The organism is Bordetella tumulicola (assembly GCF_054779135.1).
The window spans coordinates 814,469-831,267 of sequence record NZ_BAAGYU010000006.1 but is presented as its reverse complement, the minus strand read 5'-3'; the positions used below and the strand labels follow the sequence as shown (position 1 = coordinate 831,267).

Sequence of the window (16,799 nt, the reverse complement as noted above, 5' to 3'; positions counted from 1 at the left end):
ACAAATAGTCCACATTTAGGGAGATCGAACAGGTGACTGCTACCTTGGACACTGACACATCTCAGATTTCTGCTGTGGTCGGAATCGGCCACACTGACTGGGTGGAGGATTACCGGCGTGTACGTGCCGGCGAGAAGCCACATGATTCCTACGGGTATGCCGCGCTGGCATTCAAAAGGGCGCTGGAAGATGCAGGTCTGAGCCGCGACGATGTCGACGGCTTGATCGTAGGGCCGACGACGGCGTACGAACGGATGGGCGAAATATTGAATATCGATCCGCGCTGGGGAGGCCAGGCCGATGCGGTGCAAGCGGTATTTCAGGCCGTCATGGCGATCAAGTCCGGCATGGCGGAAGTCGTGGCGCTGGTGTATGGCAACGATCAGCGCTCGGCCGCTGTGCAATACGGCGGTCCCGAGGCAATGGGTGGCGGAGCATTCCTGTCATATGTCTATCACAGCCCCTGGGGGCTGACGTCACAAGGCGCGCTCTACGCATTGATGTTTCAGCGCTACAAGGCGTTGCACGGCGTCACGGACAAGGACCTCGGGCAGGTGGCAGTTGGCCAACGCCAATGGGCCAATATCAATCCCAACGCCATCATGCAGAACAAACCGTTGAGCATGGAGGATTATCTCGCGGTCAAGTACATCGCCGAACCGCTGCGTATGAACGACTATTGTTTGATAAACGATGGCGGCGTGGCGCTCATCATCATGGAAGCCAGCCGCGCGAAGCGTCTGTCGAACAAAGCGGTCAAAATCCATGGCCTGGGCCGCAGCGATTTGAATCATCATGCGACCAGTTTGGGTCCGCGGTTGGTCGACTTCTATCTGCCGGCGCAACAGCGCGCGGCGGAGCAGGTGTTTGCTGCCGCCGGTATTGGTCCCAAGGATATTGACGCGTTGATGGTGTACGACAGTTTCAGCCCGCATATTCTCTTTGCGTTAGAAGGGTTCGGTTATTGCCGTTGCGGCGAGGCGGGAAAATTCATCGCCGAGAATGGCATTGGCGTGGGCGGAAAGTTGCCAGTGAACACGCACGGCGGCCATCTGTCCGAGTCCTATATGCAGGGCTGGAGCCATCAGATTGAGGCGGTGCGCCAGGCGCGCGGCGGGCTGGGAAAACGACAGGTACCGGACTGTCGCTATGTGCAATACGTTTCGGATGTCGCCGGCAAGGCCATGTCCATCATCTATGGACGCTGAGGAGGACCACGACCATGAGCAAGACGCCCCGTCTGTATTCCCCGTACGATGCACCGATGTGGGAAAGCATTGCCGAAGGCAAGATGAAGCTGCAACGTTGCCCAGAGTCCGGAGAGTTCCGTTATCCGCCCGGCCCGATATGCCCGGTCAGCCTTAGCATGGACTATGCGTGGACGCCGATCTCGGGTAAAGCCAAGATCGTTTCCTGGACCGTGTTTCATCGTCAGTACTTGCCCGCCTACCCCGCACCTCATCTGGTGGTTGCCGTGCAATTGGAAGAGGGCCCCATCATGGTGTCTTACATGGATCATGCCGAGCTCGCGGACATCGCGCTGGATGCGCCGGTACGCATGATGTATGCGGAGCATCCCGATGGTTATCAGGTTCCGAAGTTCACGCTGGATCGATAGAAAAAAAGGGCGTGCGATGGTGTCGCACGCCTATCCGCCATGCGCGTCGATCAGGCTACGATCGGCAGTTTGCTCATCAACTCTCGCACCGAGGTCTGCTGCAACGCCAAGGCCGATGCAAAAAACGCATCGCCATGATCGGCGGCACCGGCATGGCTCAGGCAATCCCGCCATTTTTCACGAAGTTCTTCGTCATCCAATGGACAGTCGGCCGAGCCGCGCAGTGCTCGGATTTCTTTGTGCAATACGTCGCCTGATACAAGCGTCACCGCCAGTGTATTCCAGCGAGGGGTTTCAGGGCCGTCGTCTTCGGTGCAGCGGATCTTTTGCATCAGAGCCTGCGCGGCGGGTCGTTGCACGGCATCGTCGGTGAAGCTGGATAGGCGTACGTGACCATCCAGTAGCGCGGCAGCCATGGCGTACTGCATGCTGAATTTGCCTTCCAGACCTGTTTTCGGATGATCGTGGATCAACGGAACCGTTGCGCGCCGGTTCGCACGTACGTGGACGGCTGTCACGGCGTCGGCGTGCAGACCATGTGTGTCGCGCAGTGCAAGCATGCCGTCGATGGACCGATGGGCGGCGTAGCACATTGGGTATTTTTTGATTTCGATGCCGCTGCGTTCCAGCTCCAGCGTATCCACGCCCAAGCTGTCCATAGCCTCGTTCAAGTCTTCGCCATGGCCATACAGTGACGTAAAGCCCTCGGGGCCGTCCAGGGCATCAATGGCGCCGTCGACGTCTAGCTCTGCCAGGAGGGCTGCGCGTATGGCGCTGGCACCGCAATGTCCTGTCTGAAATGACTTGGCCATGGTACCGAAGTTGCCGCGCGTACCGGACGCCTGTGCGACAGCAAGACCGATGGCGTTGACGGTTTGTGCCTCGGATAAGCGCAACAGATGGCAGCACGCGACGGATGCGCCGATTGTGCCTAGCGTCGTGGTAGCGTGCCAACCTTTGGCATAGTGGTCGTGAACCATGGCGCGAGCCAGTCGTACCATCACTTCGAATCCCATGGCATACGCGCTCGCCAACTGAATGCCATCCAGGTCTCGGGCCTCTGCCAGTGCCACTAGGGGTGGTAGCAGCGCGATGCTGGGATGGCCCCGAAGCGGACTGTTGACGTCGTCATAGTCCAGTACGTGCCCGGCGACGCCGTTATACAAAGCGGCGTCTTCGGCGGACCTGGCCGCGCCCAGGCCCCAAGCTGTCGCAAACGACCTCGTGTCGCGACGCCCGCCGGTATAGCGCCGTATCGCCAGGGAGGCGGGCTCGCCGTGTCCCGCCAGGGCGATGCCCGCGGTGTCAATCAGCGCCCGGCCGACTTGGCGCCGTAGTTCCGCTTGTAGCACACGCGGATCAAAGACTCGCGAGAACCGGGCGATACGTTGCGAGGCGGTAAGTGCGGTAGGTTCAACCATGAGGGCTCCGCAGAGGAGGATTCTTCAGAAACAGTTCGCCGCGCGCCAGCAAGCGAGCGGTGCGTTCAATGGTGGCGGTAATGATGCGTGTCGTCGCACCATCTTGCTGTGCGGCGGCGTCGACGCTGATCGTCCCGCTCGGATGACCCAAGCGAATCGGACCGGTCTGGTCGGGCCGGACATGCTGTGCGGCCAATGTGCCGGGAATGCGACATGCCATGCCCACCGCGGCGGATACGGTGGCGGCCAATGCTTTGCTGGTCGCGGAGGTCGAGTACTGTCGGCAGATCAGGTCCACATCGTTGGCCTCGATCTGTTCTCCGGTCGTATAGGCCCGATAGGCACGAGGCGACTGTACCGCAACGAGCATCGGTGTCGATGGCGCGGCGCGACTGTACCAGTAGTCGGATAGTCCCGTGCGCACGGCTACGGCTTCGCGTACACGCTGCATGACGCCGCTCAATTGGGCATTGTTATCGATGTCGTCAGGCGTTTCGACACCCGTCATGCCCAGATCTTCCGCGCAGACAAGCACGATCAGATTGGGGCCATCCACGACCGAGACGTTCAGCGGGCCGTGGCCTGGAACCTCAATGCGGCTGGTTGCCTCTCCAAGCGGCAGCAGGGCGCCCGTGATGGCGCCTGTCGCCAGGTGAAAATCCAGATCTATCGCGGCGCCCGTGCCCGGTACCCCGCCGATCATCAAGGTTCCTGTTTCCAGCACGGCGCCGTCACGCAGCGGGACTTTGGCCACGATGATGCGTTTCGTGTTGACGTTGTGGATGCGTACGGTGGCCACATCACCATGCGCCTGGACATATCCTTCACGGACGGCATAAGCGGCGGCCGCGGCGGTCAGGTTGCCGCAATTGAGATTGAAATCGACCTCGGCGTGGCGGATTCCTACCTGTGCGAACAGGTAGTCGATATCCGCGTTTGGCACGGTCGGGGTACCCATGAGGGCCGCCTTGCTGGTCAACTTATCGCCGCCGCCCATGCCGTCTATCTGGCGAGGGTCCGGGCTGCCGAAGATCTCCAGCAGCATGGGTACGAGGGCCGTACGGTCTGCGGGAAAGCGATCGCTGGGCATGAAAACGCCTTTGCTGGTGCCGCCGCGAAACAGAGAGAACGGAATAGAAGTAGTGCTCGTGTTCATGGCTTACGCTGCCTCCGTCAAGATGGCGCGCAGACGGTCGTGGTGACCCGCCAGTTCGCGTGCGCGATCGGCGTTGAAGTTGTATAACGACGCGTTCAGCGCGTGTTCGCGATCGGTGGGTGATACGTTGGTCAGTTTGTGAGGGACACCCAGAGAAAGGAAGTGTGCCCGTACCGCCTGAGCGACTTGCTCGGGTGCGGCCGCGGTGGCGGGTAGTCCCAGGGCGACGCCCATCTGCTCGATAGCGTCGGGACACAGGTTCCCGAAATGCCGGATGGCGGGTGCGGTGAGCAGTGCCTGCGTCGCACCTTGGTCCAGTTGCGGTACGCGGTTAAAGAGGGCCGCGGCCAGCGCATAGACCGAACGGGCGATCCAGTGGGCATCGAACGGTCTGCCCCCATCGTCTTCGTCGCGATTTTGCAATAGTGCCGCGGCGCACATGTCCAGACGAGCTTGCGCATCTCCTGGGTCGAGCATGCGGTGTAACGCTGTTCGTGACAGGGTGTAGGCGTGCAGCCGTGACGACTGCACCAGGGGGTTAGCTTGGCGCAGAGCGCCGATGTTCATCAGCGCGCGCCAATAGACACCCAGTCCGGTGGATAGCGCCAGGCTTGTGGGCGCGGTTAACAGGGCATCTGAATCCCAGAAAATGGCCGATGGTCGGGTCTTGGGATCGAAAAACTCCAGACGCGGACCGCCGTCGTCGCGGCGCAGCGCGGCACCGCCGCGATGCTGTGCCGAGGTGGCCGCCGTCAGCACGTTGAAAACAGGGGGTTTGGGGCGCAATAGCCTGGGGCTATATGGCGGCTGACCGTCGACGTAGCGCGTCGCCAGCTCCATTAACGGTCTGTCTTCGCCCAGCGCCATGGCCACGACGCGCGTGGCCTTCAGCACACTGCCCGCGCCCACTGCCACGAGCAGGTCTGCGTGCCCCGAGCGGGCGACCGCCGCGGCTTGCTGTACATCTTCCAGCGGAGCATCTTTGCGTAGTTGCGTGTAGGCGCCGGCGTATCGATCACCCAATAGCGCTTGAATGCGCGACAACAACGGCGTGCGCGTGGCGACGCTATTGCCGCACAGCACGAAGACGTGGCGTGCGTTCAGTCGCGCCACTTCGCGCGGCAGGCTGGCGAGCGCGTTGTCTCCAGCGTGGATGCGGACGGCGGAAGATATGGCGAGGAACCGAGTCATGGCTGCCTCTCGTTCAGTTTGTCGGTAATCCGCCGCGCAGCAACTCTCGGGCGACCACCCAGCGATGTACCTCGCTGGGACCTTCCACGATGCGCATGACGCGGCACATGCGGGAGATGTACTCCAAGGGCAATTCCTTGGATACGCCCATGCCGCCAAAGAGTTGCATGGCGCGGTCGACGACGCGCGTGATCATTTCCGTGCCCTGTACTTTCACCATGGAGCCGTCCAGGCGCACGTCGGTGCGGTCCTGATCCATTTTCCAGGCCATCTGGTAGACGAGCAGACGCACCATTTCCAATTCTTGATAAGAGTCGGCGATCCACCACTGTACGGCTTGACGGTCCGCCAGCGGTGCGCCAAAGGTCTTTCGTGTGTTGGCCTGTTCGATCATCATCTGCAGACAGCGCGTGGCCAATCCCAGGCAGCGCGACGCAATTTCGAGTCGACGTACACCCAGGCGCTGCGACAGCGGTCCGAATCCACCACCCACCGCGCCCAGCACCTGGCTATCGTCCAACTCCACGTTGTTCAGCACGACTTCATAGGGATGATATTCACCGATCATCGGAAACGACGTGGGAACGCTGAGCCCGGGTGTGCCGTTGTCCACCAGGAATGCGGTAAAGGCGGAGCGCTTGTCGGCGGCAGGATCCGTCACGGCCATGACGATCATGAAATCCGCGCGGCGTGCGTTGCTGATCCACAGCTTTGTGCCGTTGAGCACCCATTTTCCGTTCTTGCGCTCGGCACGAGTCGTTATGGCGGCGGCGTCTGAGCCAGCACCAGGTTCAGAGAGCGCCAGACAGCTTTTCTTCTCGCCTCGCGAGTAGGGCAACAGATATCGGTCGATCTGATCGCCTTTGCACAGCTCCTTGAGCATGAAGAGGTTCGGGCTTTCTGGCGGTAGAACGAAAGGGACAATGCTGTGCTTCAGTTGCTCGACGACCAGGCATTTCGTCAGCATCCCCAAGTTCTGTCCGCCAAACTCTTCGGGTACGTCGATGCCCCACAGGCCGATTTCTTTGGCTTTGGCCTGCAGTGTGGCCTCGAGTTCAGGCGGGATGAGCGGCGTGTCGGTATAGCCGCGCTCGGCTTCGCGGCGGATGATCAGCGCCTCGTGCGGTATCAGTTCGTCAGTGGTGAAACGCGCCACAGTGTCGCGCACCATCCGCGAAGTTTCGGGTAATTCGAAATCCATATTCTCTCCTGATGACTCTGGGTCACCGGCCCTGGTAGGCGGGTTTCCGTTTTTCCTGAAAGGCACGGCGGCCTTCGATTCGATCTTCTGTGTCGCGTAGCAGTCCAAAGGCGAGGCGCTCGCTGTCCAGTGCGGCGGGCAGCGGCATGTCCTTGCCGCTGTACACCAGCCGCTTGATGGCGCGGACCGATAGGGGGGCGTTCTGGGCAATGCGCTGTGCAATCGTCAGGGCGGCCGGCAGCAACTCGTCGCGCGGCAGCACCTTGCTTACCAGACCAATGCGCAACGCTTCGTTCGCGTCCACGCGGTCGCCCGTCAGCAGCATCAGCATGGCATCGGATGTGCCTATCGCGCGCGGCAGCCGTTGCGTGCCTCCCGCGCCCGGGATGCTGCCAATCCGTACTTCGGATAGCGCGAACACGGCGTTCTCCGAGGCGAGTCGGATGTCGCACGCTAGCGCAATCTCCATGCCGCCACCCATGGCGTAGCCGTTGATGGCGCAGATCAGAGGCTTGTCGGTATTCAGCCCTTCCAGCAAGTGGTCGGAATGTGATCGCCCAAACGTCAGTTCGGCAAAACTTTCCTTGGGAGGCATGGTCTTCTTCAGATCAGAGCCTGTGCAGAAAGCCTTGTCGCCAGCGCCGGTCAATACTGCTACCCGAATGGCGTCGTCTTCGTTGATACGGATCCAGGCGGCATGCAATTCGGCGCGCATCTCCGGGTCAATACTGTTCATCGCTTCCGGGCGATTCAGTGTCAGGGTGGCGACGTGGTCAACCACCGTAATGTTCAAGGGCATGTCTTCTCCTATCTCTGATTCGGCGATAGCTCAGGACAGAACACCGTCCGCGTACAAGACTGCTATCTCTGTGTCGTCCAGTCCGAGCAGGTCGTGGCAGACTTCGTCGGTATGCTGTCCCAGCAGTGGCGCCGGGGATGTGGGTTCGGATTGCGCGCCCGAAAACCGATAGGGCGCGGAGTTGTAGGTGCTAGGGCCCATTTCGGGATGGTTCATCGTGACCCAATGCCCGCGTTGCTTCAGTTGCGGGTCGATCATCACATCGCGGGCGTCGTAAACGGGACCCGCAGCGACGCCCGCGTTTTGCAGCGTTGTGGCTAGCTGCATCATGTCGTACGACGACGTGACGGCGGATAAAGCGGCATCGATGGCCTCGCGTTGATTCAGGCGATCCTCGACGTCATTCCACTCTGGATAATCCTGCATGCCGAGGACATGAGTGAGTGTCTGCCATTGCGCGTCGTCACTGATCTCAATGGTGATCCAACGATCTTTGCCTGCGCACGGATAGACGCCACTGGGAGCGCGGCCGGGGTGGGCATTGCCACGGCGGCCGTCGATACTGTCGTTCACCAGGAAATTCATGAGACTGGGACCCACCATGGCCAGTGTGGACTCCATCTGTGCCAGGTCAATGAACTGGCCCTGACCGGTGCGGCGCTGGTGGCGCAGTGCCGCCAAAATGGCGAATGCTCCATGTCCGGGATTGGGGATATGGTCCGGGTAGTTGGTGCCCGTACCCGCAGGTTGACGGTCGGGCAGGCCTGTCATGTGTTGCAGGCCGGTCAACGCAGCAATCGTCAGGCCATAGCCCAAGTCGTTTTTCGCAGGGCCCGCGGCGCCTTGCATGGACATCGCGGCAAAGATCAGGCGCGGTGCGAGTGCCTTCAACGTGTCGTAGCCCAGACCGAGTTTTTCCATGACGCCTGGCGTGAAGTTATTGGTGACCAAATGGGCATCGACGATCAGACGCTTGGCCAACTCCAGCCCTCGTACGGTCTTCAGGTTTAACGTGACGCTGCGTTTGCTGGAATTGCGATCCGCGAAGTAGCCGCTGCGATTGACACCGGGCTTGCCGTCCTTGAACGGTTTGGTGACGCGCAGCGTGTCCAGCCTTTGCGAACTTTCGATCTTGATAACGTCTGCACCGAGGTCGGCCAGAATCTTGGTGGTATATGAGCCTGCGCCAATCCATGAAAAATCGATGACACGTACGTTCGACAGCAGTTTTTTCATCGTACGACTCCTTGCTGTCTCATGGCTTCTTGCTCTGTGTCGGTGTAGCCGACCCAGCTCAGGATCTCCCGAGTATGTTCACCTAGCTGCGGCGCGTGACGACGCAACTGCCAGGGTGTGGCCGATAGTCGGTAGGGTGCACCGGGCATGTGCAGTGTGGTTCCATGGGCATCCTGGGTATCGACGAAATAGCGGCGGAATTCGCGTTGGGGATCGCCGGCAATGTCCCGTGTGTCGCAGATCGGCGCCAATGGAATGCGGCGCGTACGTCCCTTGGCATGCAGCGCCCGCTTGGTGAGTTTGCGGACAAAGGGAGTGAAGACCTCGCCAAAAAGGTGCTTGGCTTCGTCGCTTGCCAGGAATTCCTGGTTGTTCCAGCGCTCCTCGCGGAACTGTTCGGCGCCGATGACGCCTTCCTCGATTAACCAGTCCGTGGTGGTTTTCCAAAATCGGTTACTGCCGATGCCGCCCGCCATCAGATAGATGTAGCCATCCTCACATTCGAAGACGCCGGTGCCCGCCAGGCGCTGCGTGCCGGCGTTGCGCTGGCGGATGGTGCCTTCCAGATCATAGAACTGCACCGCGTTCTCCATGCCCATGACCACGCATTCCTGCATGGAGACATCGACATGTTGTCCCGAGCCGCTGACCTCGGCATCGTAGACAGCCGCCAAGGACGCAACGGCGGCGAACAGATTGGCCGCACCCACGGCCTGCTCGCCGCAGGCCACCATCGGTGCGGTGTCGGGATAGCCCGCCAAGTACAGCATGCCGCCCATCCCCATGGCCGTGAGATCGGTCGCCAGCCAATGCGCGAACGGACCGGATTGTCCAAACGCCGTAATGCTGGTCAGCGTCAGTGCGGGATTGGCGCGGCGCAGCTGAGCAAAATCCAGTCCCCGGTCCGCCATTTTGCCAGGCTGCTCGCTTTCTAGAATCAGCGAGCAGCGCTCGGCCAATCGGTGGAACACTTGCGTGCCAATGTCGCTTTCCAGATCCAGCGCGATACTCTCTTTGTTGGTGTTCTGATACTGGAATGTGAGACTGGCATCCGAATCGTCGCGGCCCGCGATCCGAGGTTCTACATGCCGTGACGGTGATCCTATCAGTGGCTCGATCAGGATGACTCGGGCCCCGAGATCAGCAAACAGTTTGCCGCAGTAGTTTCCCAAAGGGCCGGCCACGTCCAATACCGTGATGCCGGCCAGTGCCATGACTTCTGGCGTTGACGTCATATACGTAAGTCCATTTGTAGATTGCCCAGCCAGACAGGCTTATTGCATTTGGTAGATGCCCGCCTTCTTGGCGACGTCGCGCCATTTGGCGATGTTCTGTTGCACACTTTTTTGCATATCCTCGGGTGAGCTGGCGACCACGGCGTATCCCAGCTTTTCGAGCTGCTCGCGTCGCTTCTTGAGTGAGTTGACGATGGCGGTGTTGAGGACCGCAACGACTTTGGGGTCGGCCTTGGCTGGCATGTTGAAGCCATACCAGGTGTCCGAGTCGTATCCCTTTAGCCCGATTTCCGAGAAGGTGGGCACGTCCGGTAGTTGCGGGTTGCGTTCCGGGCTACCGATGGCCAGGATGCGCAAAGACCCCTTGTCCGCGAGTTCCTTTGCCGAAGCGGATTGCACAAACATCAGGTCGATGTGACCGCCCAGCAGATCTGTCATGGCCGGCCCGCCACCGCGGTAGGGTACGTGGGTGATGTCCACATCCGCCATTGCTTTCATGAGTTCGCCCGCCATGTGCTGCGAGCTACCTACTCCTGCCGAGCCATAGCTTAGTTTTTCGGGGTTCTTCTTGGCGTAATCGATGATCTCCTGCGCCGTCTTGAATGGCGAATTGGTCCGTACCGCCAGCACGAGCGGGGCCGAGACGGCGACGGACAACGGAGTGAAATCCTTGAGGGAGTCGTAGCCGAGCTTTTTGTATATGGCAGGGTTGACCGATAGTATGCCGTCGGTGGTCAGCATGATGGTGTAGCCGTCGCCGGGTTGCCGTTTGACATAGTCGGCCGCGATCGTGCCGCCGGCGCCCGCGTGGTTCTCGACGACGACCGGTTGCTTCAATGCTTCGGCGACGTCTTGGCCGACCAGGCGAGCCAGGCCATCAGTGCTGGCGCCAGCCGCGTAAGGCACGATCAATTTGATTTGCTCGGATGGGAATGTGTTGGCGGCCGCAACGCTCATGGCCAACGTCAGTCCGGCTACACCGAACAAATACTTGAGTGGATTCCTGAATGGCACGGATGTCTCCTAGTTTTAGGGAAGGGGTGTGCCGGTCTGCGCCGGATTCAGTCGCTTTTGGAAGGGGCGATCTGATACCGGTGAATGATAGGAATCTGGGGGAGCGTGGGCAATGCGGAAAAGCCCACAATGTGAGCTATTCAGGGTGAAATCTATGCGTTGTCGTACCGATTCTTCGGGTTTTACCCGATGAATATGCTGATAGTCCAATTATTGAGATTTTATTTTCTGGGCGAAGCCGTTCTTTTGGGCAGCCTTGGGGATCGAACCGCCGTGTAGCAGATATCCTCGAACACGGCATCGATTATGAACTGTGCGTTCAATTGGCGTGTCGCCCCTCCACCTGCCCCCACGCAATATCCGCCACCCGTGAAAACCGATTGCCCATGTCTTCTGCATTGGCACTCGCTGCGGTACCCCTCAGTACGCGGCCTTTGATTCCATGCAGAATCGCGGCAAATCGGAACATGTTGAAGACGATGTAAAAATCCAGATCGGCGATGCCCGTGCGGCCCGTGCGTTGGCAGTAGGCTTTGACATAAGCCTGCTCATCGGGCAGGCCCGCTGCCCGCAGATCTACACCGTGAATGCCGCCGAGAATGTCTGGCGGCATGCGAAACATCATGGCGTGATAGGCAAAATCCGCGAGCGGATCGCCTAGGGTCGAGAGCTCCCAATCCAGTACCGCCAGTACCTTGGGTTTGCTCGGGTGAAAGATCATGTTGTCAGCCCGAAAGTCACCATGCGTAATGGTGACGTCTTCGGTCGTCGGCAGGTGTGCGGGTAACCATTCGACGAGTTTATCCATGGCGGGGTAACGGCCGGCGAGTTCGTCTTCCAGATACTGTTTGGACCACCGATTGATTTGACGTGCGACATAGCCGCCTGGTCGGCCGTAGTCGCTCAGGCCGATGGCCGTGTAGTTCACTTGGTGCAGCGTTGCCAGCGTGGCATTCATGGCATCCATGTATAGGGCACGCTCGTTTTGTGGCACATCGGCAAAGCTGGCGTCCCAGAATACGCGGCCTTCTATCATGTCCATCACAAAGAACCAGCTGCCGATCACGCTGTCATCGGTGCACAGACCATAAATGCGCGGCACGGCAAAGCCTACAGTGCCCAGCGCGGCCATGACGCGTGCTTCGCGCTCTACGGCGTGCGCGCCTTTGAGCAGGACGCCCGGCGGCTTGCGCCGCAGTACATAATTGCGTCCGGGGGTTTGCAGGCGGTAGGTGGGATTGGATTGCCCGCCCTTGAATTGATCGACCGTTAAGGGGCCTTGGTATCCCTCGACATGGGCTTGCATCCAGGCCTCCAGTGAGGTTTGGTCAATTTGGTGTTCGGGACGGACCGCGGTCGTGCCGGCGAAGCTGGCCTCTTTACCCTTATCCATGCGTGCCTCCTTGTATCGCATCGCGCTTCATTTTCTTGGCCAGCGACCATTTGTGGACTTCGGTGGGACCGTCGTAAATGCGGAAGGCGCGAACTTCGCGAAAGATCTGTTCGACGATGGTATCGCGCGACACGCCCGTGCCGCCCAGGACTTGGACGCAGCGGTCGGCGACGCGGAATAGGGCGTCAGACACGGCGACTTTGGCCATGGAACTTTCGGTGGTAGCTTGCGAGCCACTGTCGAGCACACCAGCGCACCAGTCAATCATCAAGGCGGCCTGCTGCAAGTCGATCAGGTTGTCGGCCAACATGAAACCCACGCCTTCGTGATCGATCAGGGGCTTGCCAAAGGCTTTGCGCTTGACGGCGTAGGCGGTGGCAATCTCATGCGCGCGCGCGGCGCCGCCGAACCAGCGCATGCAGTGCGACAGGCGTGCCGGCGACAGGCGGATCTGCGCGTAACGGAAGCCCTCATGCACCTCGCCGAGGATGTCTTCCTGAGGAACGGTGAGGTTGTCGATGATGATCCGCGCATGGCCGCCGGGCATTGAGCTATCGATGGTATCGAGGATGCGTTCGATGCGTATGGCGGGGTTGGGCAGTTCGACCAGGAACATCGTGGCCTGGATCTTGTCGCCCGTGTTGGTGCGCGCCATCACGATGCCCACCTCGGCGCCGTCGGCACCGGTGATGAACATTTTTCGGCCATTGATCACCCATTGATCACCCTGCTGTATGGCAGTGGTTTGCAGCATCGACGGGTCGGAGCCCGCGCCACCGTCTTCGGCCGGCTCGGTCATGTAAAAGGCCGAGCGCGCCTGGCCGCTGACCAGTCGGTCGAGGTATTTGGTTTTCTGCGCGGCGGTGCCGATTTTACCGAGCAGGAACATATTGCCTTCGTCCGGCGCCATGGTGTTGACCGCTACAGGCCCCAGCGGCGACAGGCCCGAGCGTTTGAGCACGGCCGCTGTTTCCAGCTGCGTCATATGGCTGCCGTCGGGCAGGATATGGGGTGTCATGACGCCCGCTGCGCGAGCCTTGGCGCGCAGTTCTTCTACCAGTTCCTGATTCGGGCCGTGGGCCGTGCGACGCGGATCGTGCTCGTAGGGCACGACAATGTCGCGCACAAATGCTTCCACGCGCTGGCCCATTACTTGACTGCGTTCACTGGGGTATGGGGTGTACATGCCTATCTCCTTAAAGCGTACTGACGACATGGCCGCCGTCGACCACCAGCACAGAGCCGGTCATGTAGCGGGACGCATCGCTACACAGGAGCAGCAATGGGCCGTCAAGATCCTCGAGTTGGCCCAAGCGTCGCTGAGGGATGCGTTTGATCAGTGCTTTGCCCGCGTCGGTTTGCCAGAACTCGCTATTGAATTCGGTTTCGATGTAGCCGGGCGCCAAGGCGTTGACGCGAACGCCATAGCGCGCCCATTCCAGTGCCAGTGTTTTGCTGAGCTGGATCACACCGGCCTTTGAGACGGTGTACGACACGATGCCGCCTGCCTGGCGCAGACCCAGAATAGAGGCGACGTTGATGATGCTGCCCCCTGTGGTTTGCAGGGCCGGCAACAGGGCTTGGGCCAGAAAGAACATGCCCTTGAGATTGGTATCCAGTACCGCATCCCAATCGTCCTGACTGTGTTTGGCCGCAGGGCTTTCTCGCACGATGCCGGCATTATTGATCAGGACATCGAGGGTGTCGATTTGCTTGACCAGGGCTGCGCGACTGGCCGCATCGGTCACGTCGAATGACAGGCAAATCGGCGACACGCTGCATTCCAGCGTGTCGGCAAAGGCCTGTAATCGGTCCAGCCGCCGGGCGGCCAATATCAACTGTGCCCCTTGTGCGGCCAGTACCTTGGCAAAGTGCTGCCCCAGGCCACTGGATGCCCCCGTGACGAGCACTCGCTTGTTCGCGACGGATAGTGATGGCGTCATACCTTACGTCTCCTAAGATCCTATTGGCCCGCATAGCGGGACGTGGCTCAATATTTTTTCCCATCAATGAGAATTGTTCTATAAAATTGTAGGATGATTTTCCTGGTGTGACTAGCCCCCTATTTATGAATCAATCGATCACCCCTACTGAACCCAACGACCTGCCGTCGTTGCAAAAGAAATCGAAAAGTGCATCCGACCTGGTTTTCCAGGGGATTCTGCGTGAGCTGGAGGCCCATACACTGGTACCTGGGCAACGCTTGGTGGAAGTCGACTTGGCCGCCCACTTTGGCGTGGGTCGCAATTCGGTACGAGAGGCCTTGCAGCGGCTCGCAGCCGAGGGGGTGATTGAGCTATCGCGGCACAAGGGCGCGGCGATACGCTCGCTGAGTCTGCAGGAAACCCTGGATGTGCTGGATGTGGCAGAGCGCATGTTGGGTCTGTTGGCGCGCACGGCGATCCGGGGTTTGGATCTGCCCTTGGCGAGGGGCTCGTTGCAGGATACGTTGCAGCAATTGAGACAGGCCGATCAGGCGCAGGATAATGTGGCTTTTGCCCGGGTACGTCGGCGCTTTTATCGAGTCTTGCTGGACATGGGCGGCAATCTGGAACTCAAACGATTGTTTCCCACCATTCTGATGCCGGTGGTGCATGCTCAGCATCGGCTGCCTAGTCTGCAGAAAATGCGTCTTGCCGATTATCAGCACATTGCGCAGGCGGTGCTGGATGGCGATCCTGATCAGGCGGAAATGGCCGCTTGCGCTCATGTGCACAACGTGCGCAAGAGTATTAATGGCGCTTATGGGCCAGGCTAGAGTGGCTCTGGTTGTTTGCCGGCTCAATGTGGTCAAGAGTGATTGGGGCGGGGACTTCTCGTTTCGTCGTGGGATAACCTCCAGAGAGTCTATTTAACACCGCAATGACGCCCCTCCGCATATCCCAATATTTTGCCCAGTAATCGCCGCGGCGGCAGGGGAAAGCAGATAGCCTATCAACTGAGCGACCTCTACTGGTTCGATGAGTCGGCCAATCGGCGGCACCCGTGCGGCACTCTCTGATCGCGCCGGATCATTCAACATCCCCGTCGCGGTAGCGGCGGGAGACACGACATTCACAGTGACTCCGTGTTCGGCGAATTCTGCAGCCCAACTGCGTGACATGGCGATCAGTGCCGCCTTGGTGGCCGCATATTGACCTCGCCCCGGCATGCCTTGCGCTACACGGCTGCCAATGAACACGACGCGTCCGTGGTAGCGTGCGGCCATGGCGGGCATGATGGTATTACACAATCTGTTGGCGGCATCGACATGTAAACGCCACATCAGGTCGCTGGCCACATGATCCAATTCCCCAATGCGGCCAACACGCAAGATGCCGGCTGCGTGCACCAGGGCGTCAGCGTCAACGAGTTGCTGCGCTATGCGTTCGACCTCTGTTCCTATGCTGAGATCGACAGTGAATGCATTGAAGTGGTCGGTCGCGAGCGTGGGGGGATCCCGATCCACGCCCGTTACACGCCAACCTGACTCCAATAGCAACTCGGTGATTGCCCGCCCGATACCGGCACTGGCGCCTGTCACGACGGCATGTCTTTGCGATGGGGGGCTCTTCATCGCGGCGTTATTGGACACGAATGTTTGCCTCCGTCACGATCTTTTGTGCTTGAGCCATCTCATCGCGCTGGAAGTTCGCAAAATCAGCGACCGAGCCAGGTTGAAACATGAGGCCTTGCTCGGTCAGCTTAGTTCGCATATCGGTAGCTAATGCGATGTTGACCTCTTTATTGAGACGTTCGGTGACGTCGGCAGGTAACTTGGCGGGGCCCCACAAACCATACCAGCTGTAAAACTCATACCCTGGAATCGTCTCCCCCACGGTCGGCACATCGGGCAGACTGCTGGCGCGCTCGGCGGATGTGACGGCGATGACACGCAGCTTCCCCGTTTTGTGATACTGCAACGAGCCCAGGATGGGATCGATAAAGCCGTTGATCTGCCCACCGATCAGGTCGTTCAACGCGGGGGCTGTACCCCTGTACGGCACAGTCAGGTATTCCAGATTGCCCGCCGCCTGTTTCAGCGACTCGGTGGCGAGGTGGCCTGCGGAGCCGATTGACCCTACGGCGAAGGTCATCTTGCCTGGATTGGCCTGTGCGTAGGTAATGAGCGACTTGACATCCGTAATGGGCAGGTCTTTGTTGAGCGCGATAGACAAAGGGGCTTTGGCGACTAAGGCAATCGGGGTGAAGTCGTTCTCGACCTTGTAGGGGACGGACTTCGTCGTCATTTGGGTGGTGGTAAACGTCGAGGCGCTAAACAGCAAGGTGTAGCCGTCGGGTTCGGCGCGGGCGACTGCGTCACCGCCGATAATGCCGTTGCCGCCAGGACGGTTTTCGACAACAATCGATTGGCCCATCTGTGTACCTAGTTTTTCCGCGAGCATACGACCAACAATATCCAGCGTTCCGCCAGGCGGAAAGGGAATGATCATGCGAATCGGCCGGGTGGGATATTCCGCGGCGAGCGCGTTGATGGATACCACGAGCGCGATGGTGGTCAGGCATGTGCCGATTAGGGTTTTGATTTTCATCGT

At 59.8% G+C, this 16,799-nt stretch carries 16 protein-coding genes; 3 read left to right on the top strand and 13 right to left on the bottom strand.

The window, feature by feature from the left end; translation table 11 throughout:
- Positions 1-32 precede the first annotated feature (32 nt).
- A complete protein-coding gene (locus ACYVDM_RS07820) occupies positions 33-1,208 on the top strand; it encodes a thiolase family protein (protein WP_415791989.1) in 1,176 nt (391 codons plus the stop codon).
- A gap of 14 nt (positions 1,209-1,222) precedes the next feature.
- Positions 1,223-1,618, top strand: coding sequence for a Zn-ribbon domain-containing OB-fold protein (locus tag ACYVDM_RS07815; protein ID WP_415791988.1), 396 nt, complete (start codon positions 1,223-1,225; stop codon positions 1,616-1,618).
- A 50-nt stretch (positions 1,619-1,668) separates the two neighbouring features.
- On the opposite strand, the gene ACYVDM_RS07810 is transcribed toward ACYVDM_RS07815, so the two are convergent.
- The 11 genes from ACYVDM_RS07810 to ACYVDM_RS07760 form a co-directional block, all read right to left on the bottom strand.
- Positions 1,669-3,039, bottom strand: a complete 1,371-nt coding sequence (locus ACYVDM_RS07810; protein ID WP_415791987.1) for an MmgE/PrpD family protein — start codon at positions 3,037-3,039, stop codon at positions 1,669-1,671.
- Entirely contained in the window at positions 3,032-4,195 is a 1,164-nt protein-coding gene (locus ACYVDM_RS07805; RefSeq protein ID WP_415791986.1) for a PrpF domain-containing protein, read from the bottom strand. The genes ACYVDM_RS07810 and ACYVDM_RS07805 overlap by 8 nt, the downstream gene beginning before the upstream one ends.
- A 3-nt stretch (positions 4,196-4,198) precedes the next feature.
- On the bottom strand, positions 4,199-5,386 hold the full coding sequence (locus tag ACYVDM_RS07800; RefSeq protein ID WP_415791985.1) for an iron-containing alcohol dehydrogenase: 1,188 nt from the start codon (positions 5,384-5,386) through the stop codon (positions 4,199-4,201).
- Between the two features lie 13 nt (positions 5,387-5,399).
- On the bottom strand, positions 5,400-6,587 hold the full coding sequence (locus tag ACYVDM_RS07795) for an acyl-CoA dehydrogenase family protein (RefSeq protein WP_415791984.1): 1,188 nt from the start codon (positions 6,585-6,587) through the stop codon (positions 5,400-5,402).
- 22 nt (positions 6,588-6,609) lie between these two features.
- Positions 6,610-7,386: an enoyl-CoA hydratase/isomerase family protein gene (locus ACYVDM_RS07790; protein ID WP_415791983.1), complete on the bottom strand. Its 777-nt coding sequence runs from the start codon at positions 7,384-7,386 to the stop codon at positions 6,610-6,612.
- A gap of 30 nt (positions 7,387-7,416) precedes the next feature.
- Positions 7,417-8,622, bottom strand: a complete 1,206-nt coding sequence (locus ACYVDM_RS07785; RefSeq protein WP_415791982.1) for a CaiB/BaiF CoA transferase family protein — start codon at positions 8,620-8,622, stop codon at positions 7,417-7,419.
- Positions 8,619-9,857 (bottom strand): CaiB/BaiF CoA transferase family protein, encoded by a 1,239-nt coding sequence (locus ACYVDM_RS07780; protein WP_415791981.1) that lies wholly within the window; start codon positions 9,855-9,857, stop codon positions 8,619-8,621. Before ACYVDM_RS07780 ends, ACYVDM_RS07785 begins: the two co-directional genes overlap by 4 nt.
- A gap of 39 nt (positions 9,858-9,896) precedes the next feature.
- Positions 9,897-10,871 carry a Bug family tripartite tricarboxylate transporter substrate binding protein gene (locus tag ACYVDM_RS07775; RefSeq protein ID WP_415791980.1) on the bottom strand — a complete coding sequence of 325 codons (975 nt, stop codon included), beginning with the start codon at positions 10,869-10,871 and terminating at the stop codon, positions 9,897-9,899.
- A 319-nt stretch (positions 10,872-11,190) separates the two neighbouring features.
- The gene (locus ACYVDM_RS07770) at positions 11,191-12,264 is read right to left on the bottom strand and encodes a phosphotransferase family protein (RefSeq protein ID WP_415791979.1); all 1,074 of its coding nucleotides are present in this window, start codon (positions 12,262-12,264) and stop codon (positions 11,191-11,193) included.
- Complete coding sequence (locus ACYVDM_RS07765; RefSeq protein ID WP_415791978.1) at positions 12,257-13,450, bottom strand: acyl-CoA dehydrogenase family protein; 1,194 nt, start codon at positions 13,448-13,450, stop codon at positions 12,257-12,259. The genes ACYVDM_RS07770 and ACYVDM_RS07765 overlap by 8 nt, the downstream gene beginning before the upstream one ends.
- Positions 13,451-13,460: 10 nt before the next feature.
- On the bottom strand, positions 13,461-14,207 hold the full coding sequence (locus ACYVDM_RS07760; RefSeq protein WP_415791977.1) for an SDR family NAD(P)-dependent oxidoreductase: 747 nt from the start codon (positions 14,205-14,207) through the stop codon (positions 13,461-13,463).
- Positions 14,208-14,332: 125 nt separating this feature from the next.
- Here ACYVDM_RS07760 and ACYVDM_RS07755 point away from each other — a divergent pair, with 125 nt between their 5' ends.
- Entirely contained in the window at positions 14,333-15,022 is a 690-nt protein-coding gene (locus tag ACYVDM_RS07755) for a GntR family transcriptional regulator (RefSeq protein ID WP_415792107.1), read from the top strand.
- A gap of 93 nt (positions 15,023-15,115) precedes the next feature.
- On the opposite strand, the gene ACYVDM_RS07750 is transcribed toward ACYVDM_RS07755, so the two are convergent.
- On the bottom strand, positions 15,116-15,820 hold the full coding sequence (locus ACYVDM_RS07750) for an SDR family NAD(P)-dependent oxidoreductase (protein ID WP_415792106.1): 705 nt from the start codon (positions 15,818-15,820) through the stop codon (positions 15,116-15,118).
- Between the two features lie 7 nt (positions 15,821-15,827).
- Complete coding sequence (locus ACYVDM_RS07745; RefSeq protein ID WP_415791976.1) at positions 15,828-16,796, bottom strand: Bug family tripartite tricarboxylate transporter substrate binding protein; 969 nt, start codon at positions 16,794-16,796, stop codon at positions 15,828-15,830.
- Positions 16,797-16,799: the final 3 nt, after the last annotated feature.

Excerpts from the sequence above, each read along its gene's own strand:
- ACYVDM_RS07815 (WP_415791988.1), top strand. The coding sequence starts at position 1,223 with ATGAGCAAGACGCCCCGTCTGTATTCCCCGTACGATGCACCGATGTGG.
- ACYVDM_RS07810 (WP_415791987.1), bottom strand. The coding sequence starts at position 3,039 with ATGGTTGAACCTACCGCACTTACCGCCTCGCAACGTATCGCCCGGTTC.
- ACYVDM_RS07805 (WP_415791986.1), bottom strand. The coding sequence starts at position 4,195 with ATGAACACGAGCACTACTTCTATTCCGTTCTCTCTGTTTCGCGGCGGC.
- ACYVDM_RS07800 (WP_415791985.1), bottom strand. The coding sequence starts at position 5,386 with ATGACTCGGTTCCTCGCCATATCTTCCGCCGTCCGCATCCACGCTGGA.
- ACYVDM_RS07795 (WP_415791984.1), bottom strand. The coding sequence starts at position 6,587 with ATGGATTTCGAATTACCCGAAACTTCGCGGATGGTGCGCGACACTGTG.
- ACYVDM_RS07790 (WP_415791983.1), bottom strand. The coding sequence starts at position 7,386 with ATGCCCTTGAACATTACGGTGGTTGACCACGTCGCCACCCTGACACTG.
- ACYVDM_RS07785 (WP_415791982.1), bottom strand. The coding sequence starts at position 8,622 with ATGAAAAAACTGCTGTCGAACGTACGTGTCATCGATTTTTCATGGATT.
- ACYVDM_RS07780 (WP_415791981.1), bottom strand. The coding sequence starts at position 9,857 with ATGACGTCAACGCCAGAAGTCATGGCACTGGCCGGCATCACGGTATTG.
- ACYVDM_RS07770 (WP_415791979.1), bottom strand. The coding sequence starts at position 12,264 with ATGGATAAGGGTAAAGAGGCCAGCTTCGCCGGCACGACCGCGGTCCGT.
- ACYVDM_RS07765 (WP_415791978.1), bottom strand. The coding sequence starts at position 13,450 with ATGTACACCCCATACCCCAGTGAACGCAGTCAAGTAATGGGCCAGCGC.
- ACYVDM_RS07760 (WP_415791977.1), bottom strand. The coding sequence starts at position 14,207 with ATGACGCCATCACTATCCGTCGCGAACAAGCGAGTGCTCGTCACGGGG.
- ACYVDM_RS07755 (WP_415792107.1), top strand. The coding sequence starts at position 14,333 with ATGAATCAATCGATCACCCCTACTGAACCCAACGACCTGCCGTCGTTG.
- ACYVDM_RS07750 (WP_415792106.1), bottom strand. The coding sequence starts at position 15,820 with ATGAAGAGCCCCCCATCGCAAAGACATGCCGTCGTGACAGGCGCCAGT.
- ACYVDM_RS07745 (WP_415791976.1), bottom strand. The coding sequence starts at position 16,796 with ATGAAAATCAAAACCCTAATCGGCACATGCCTGACCACCATCGCGCTC.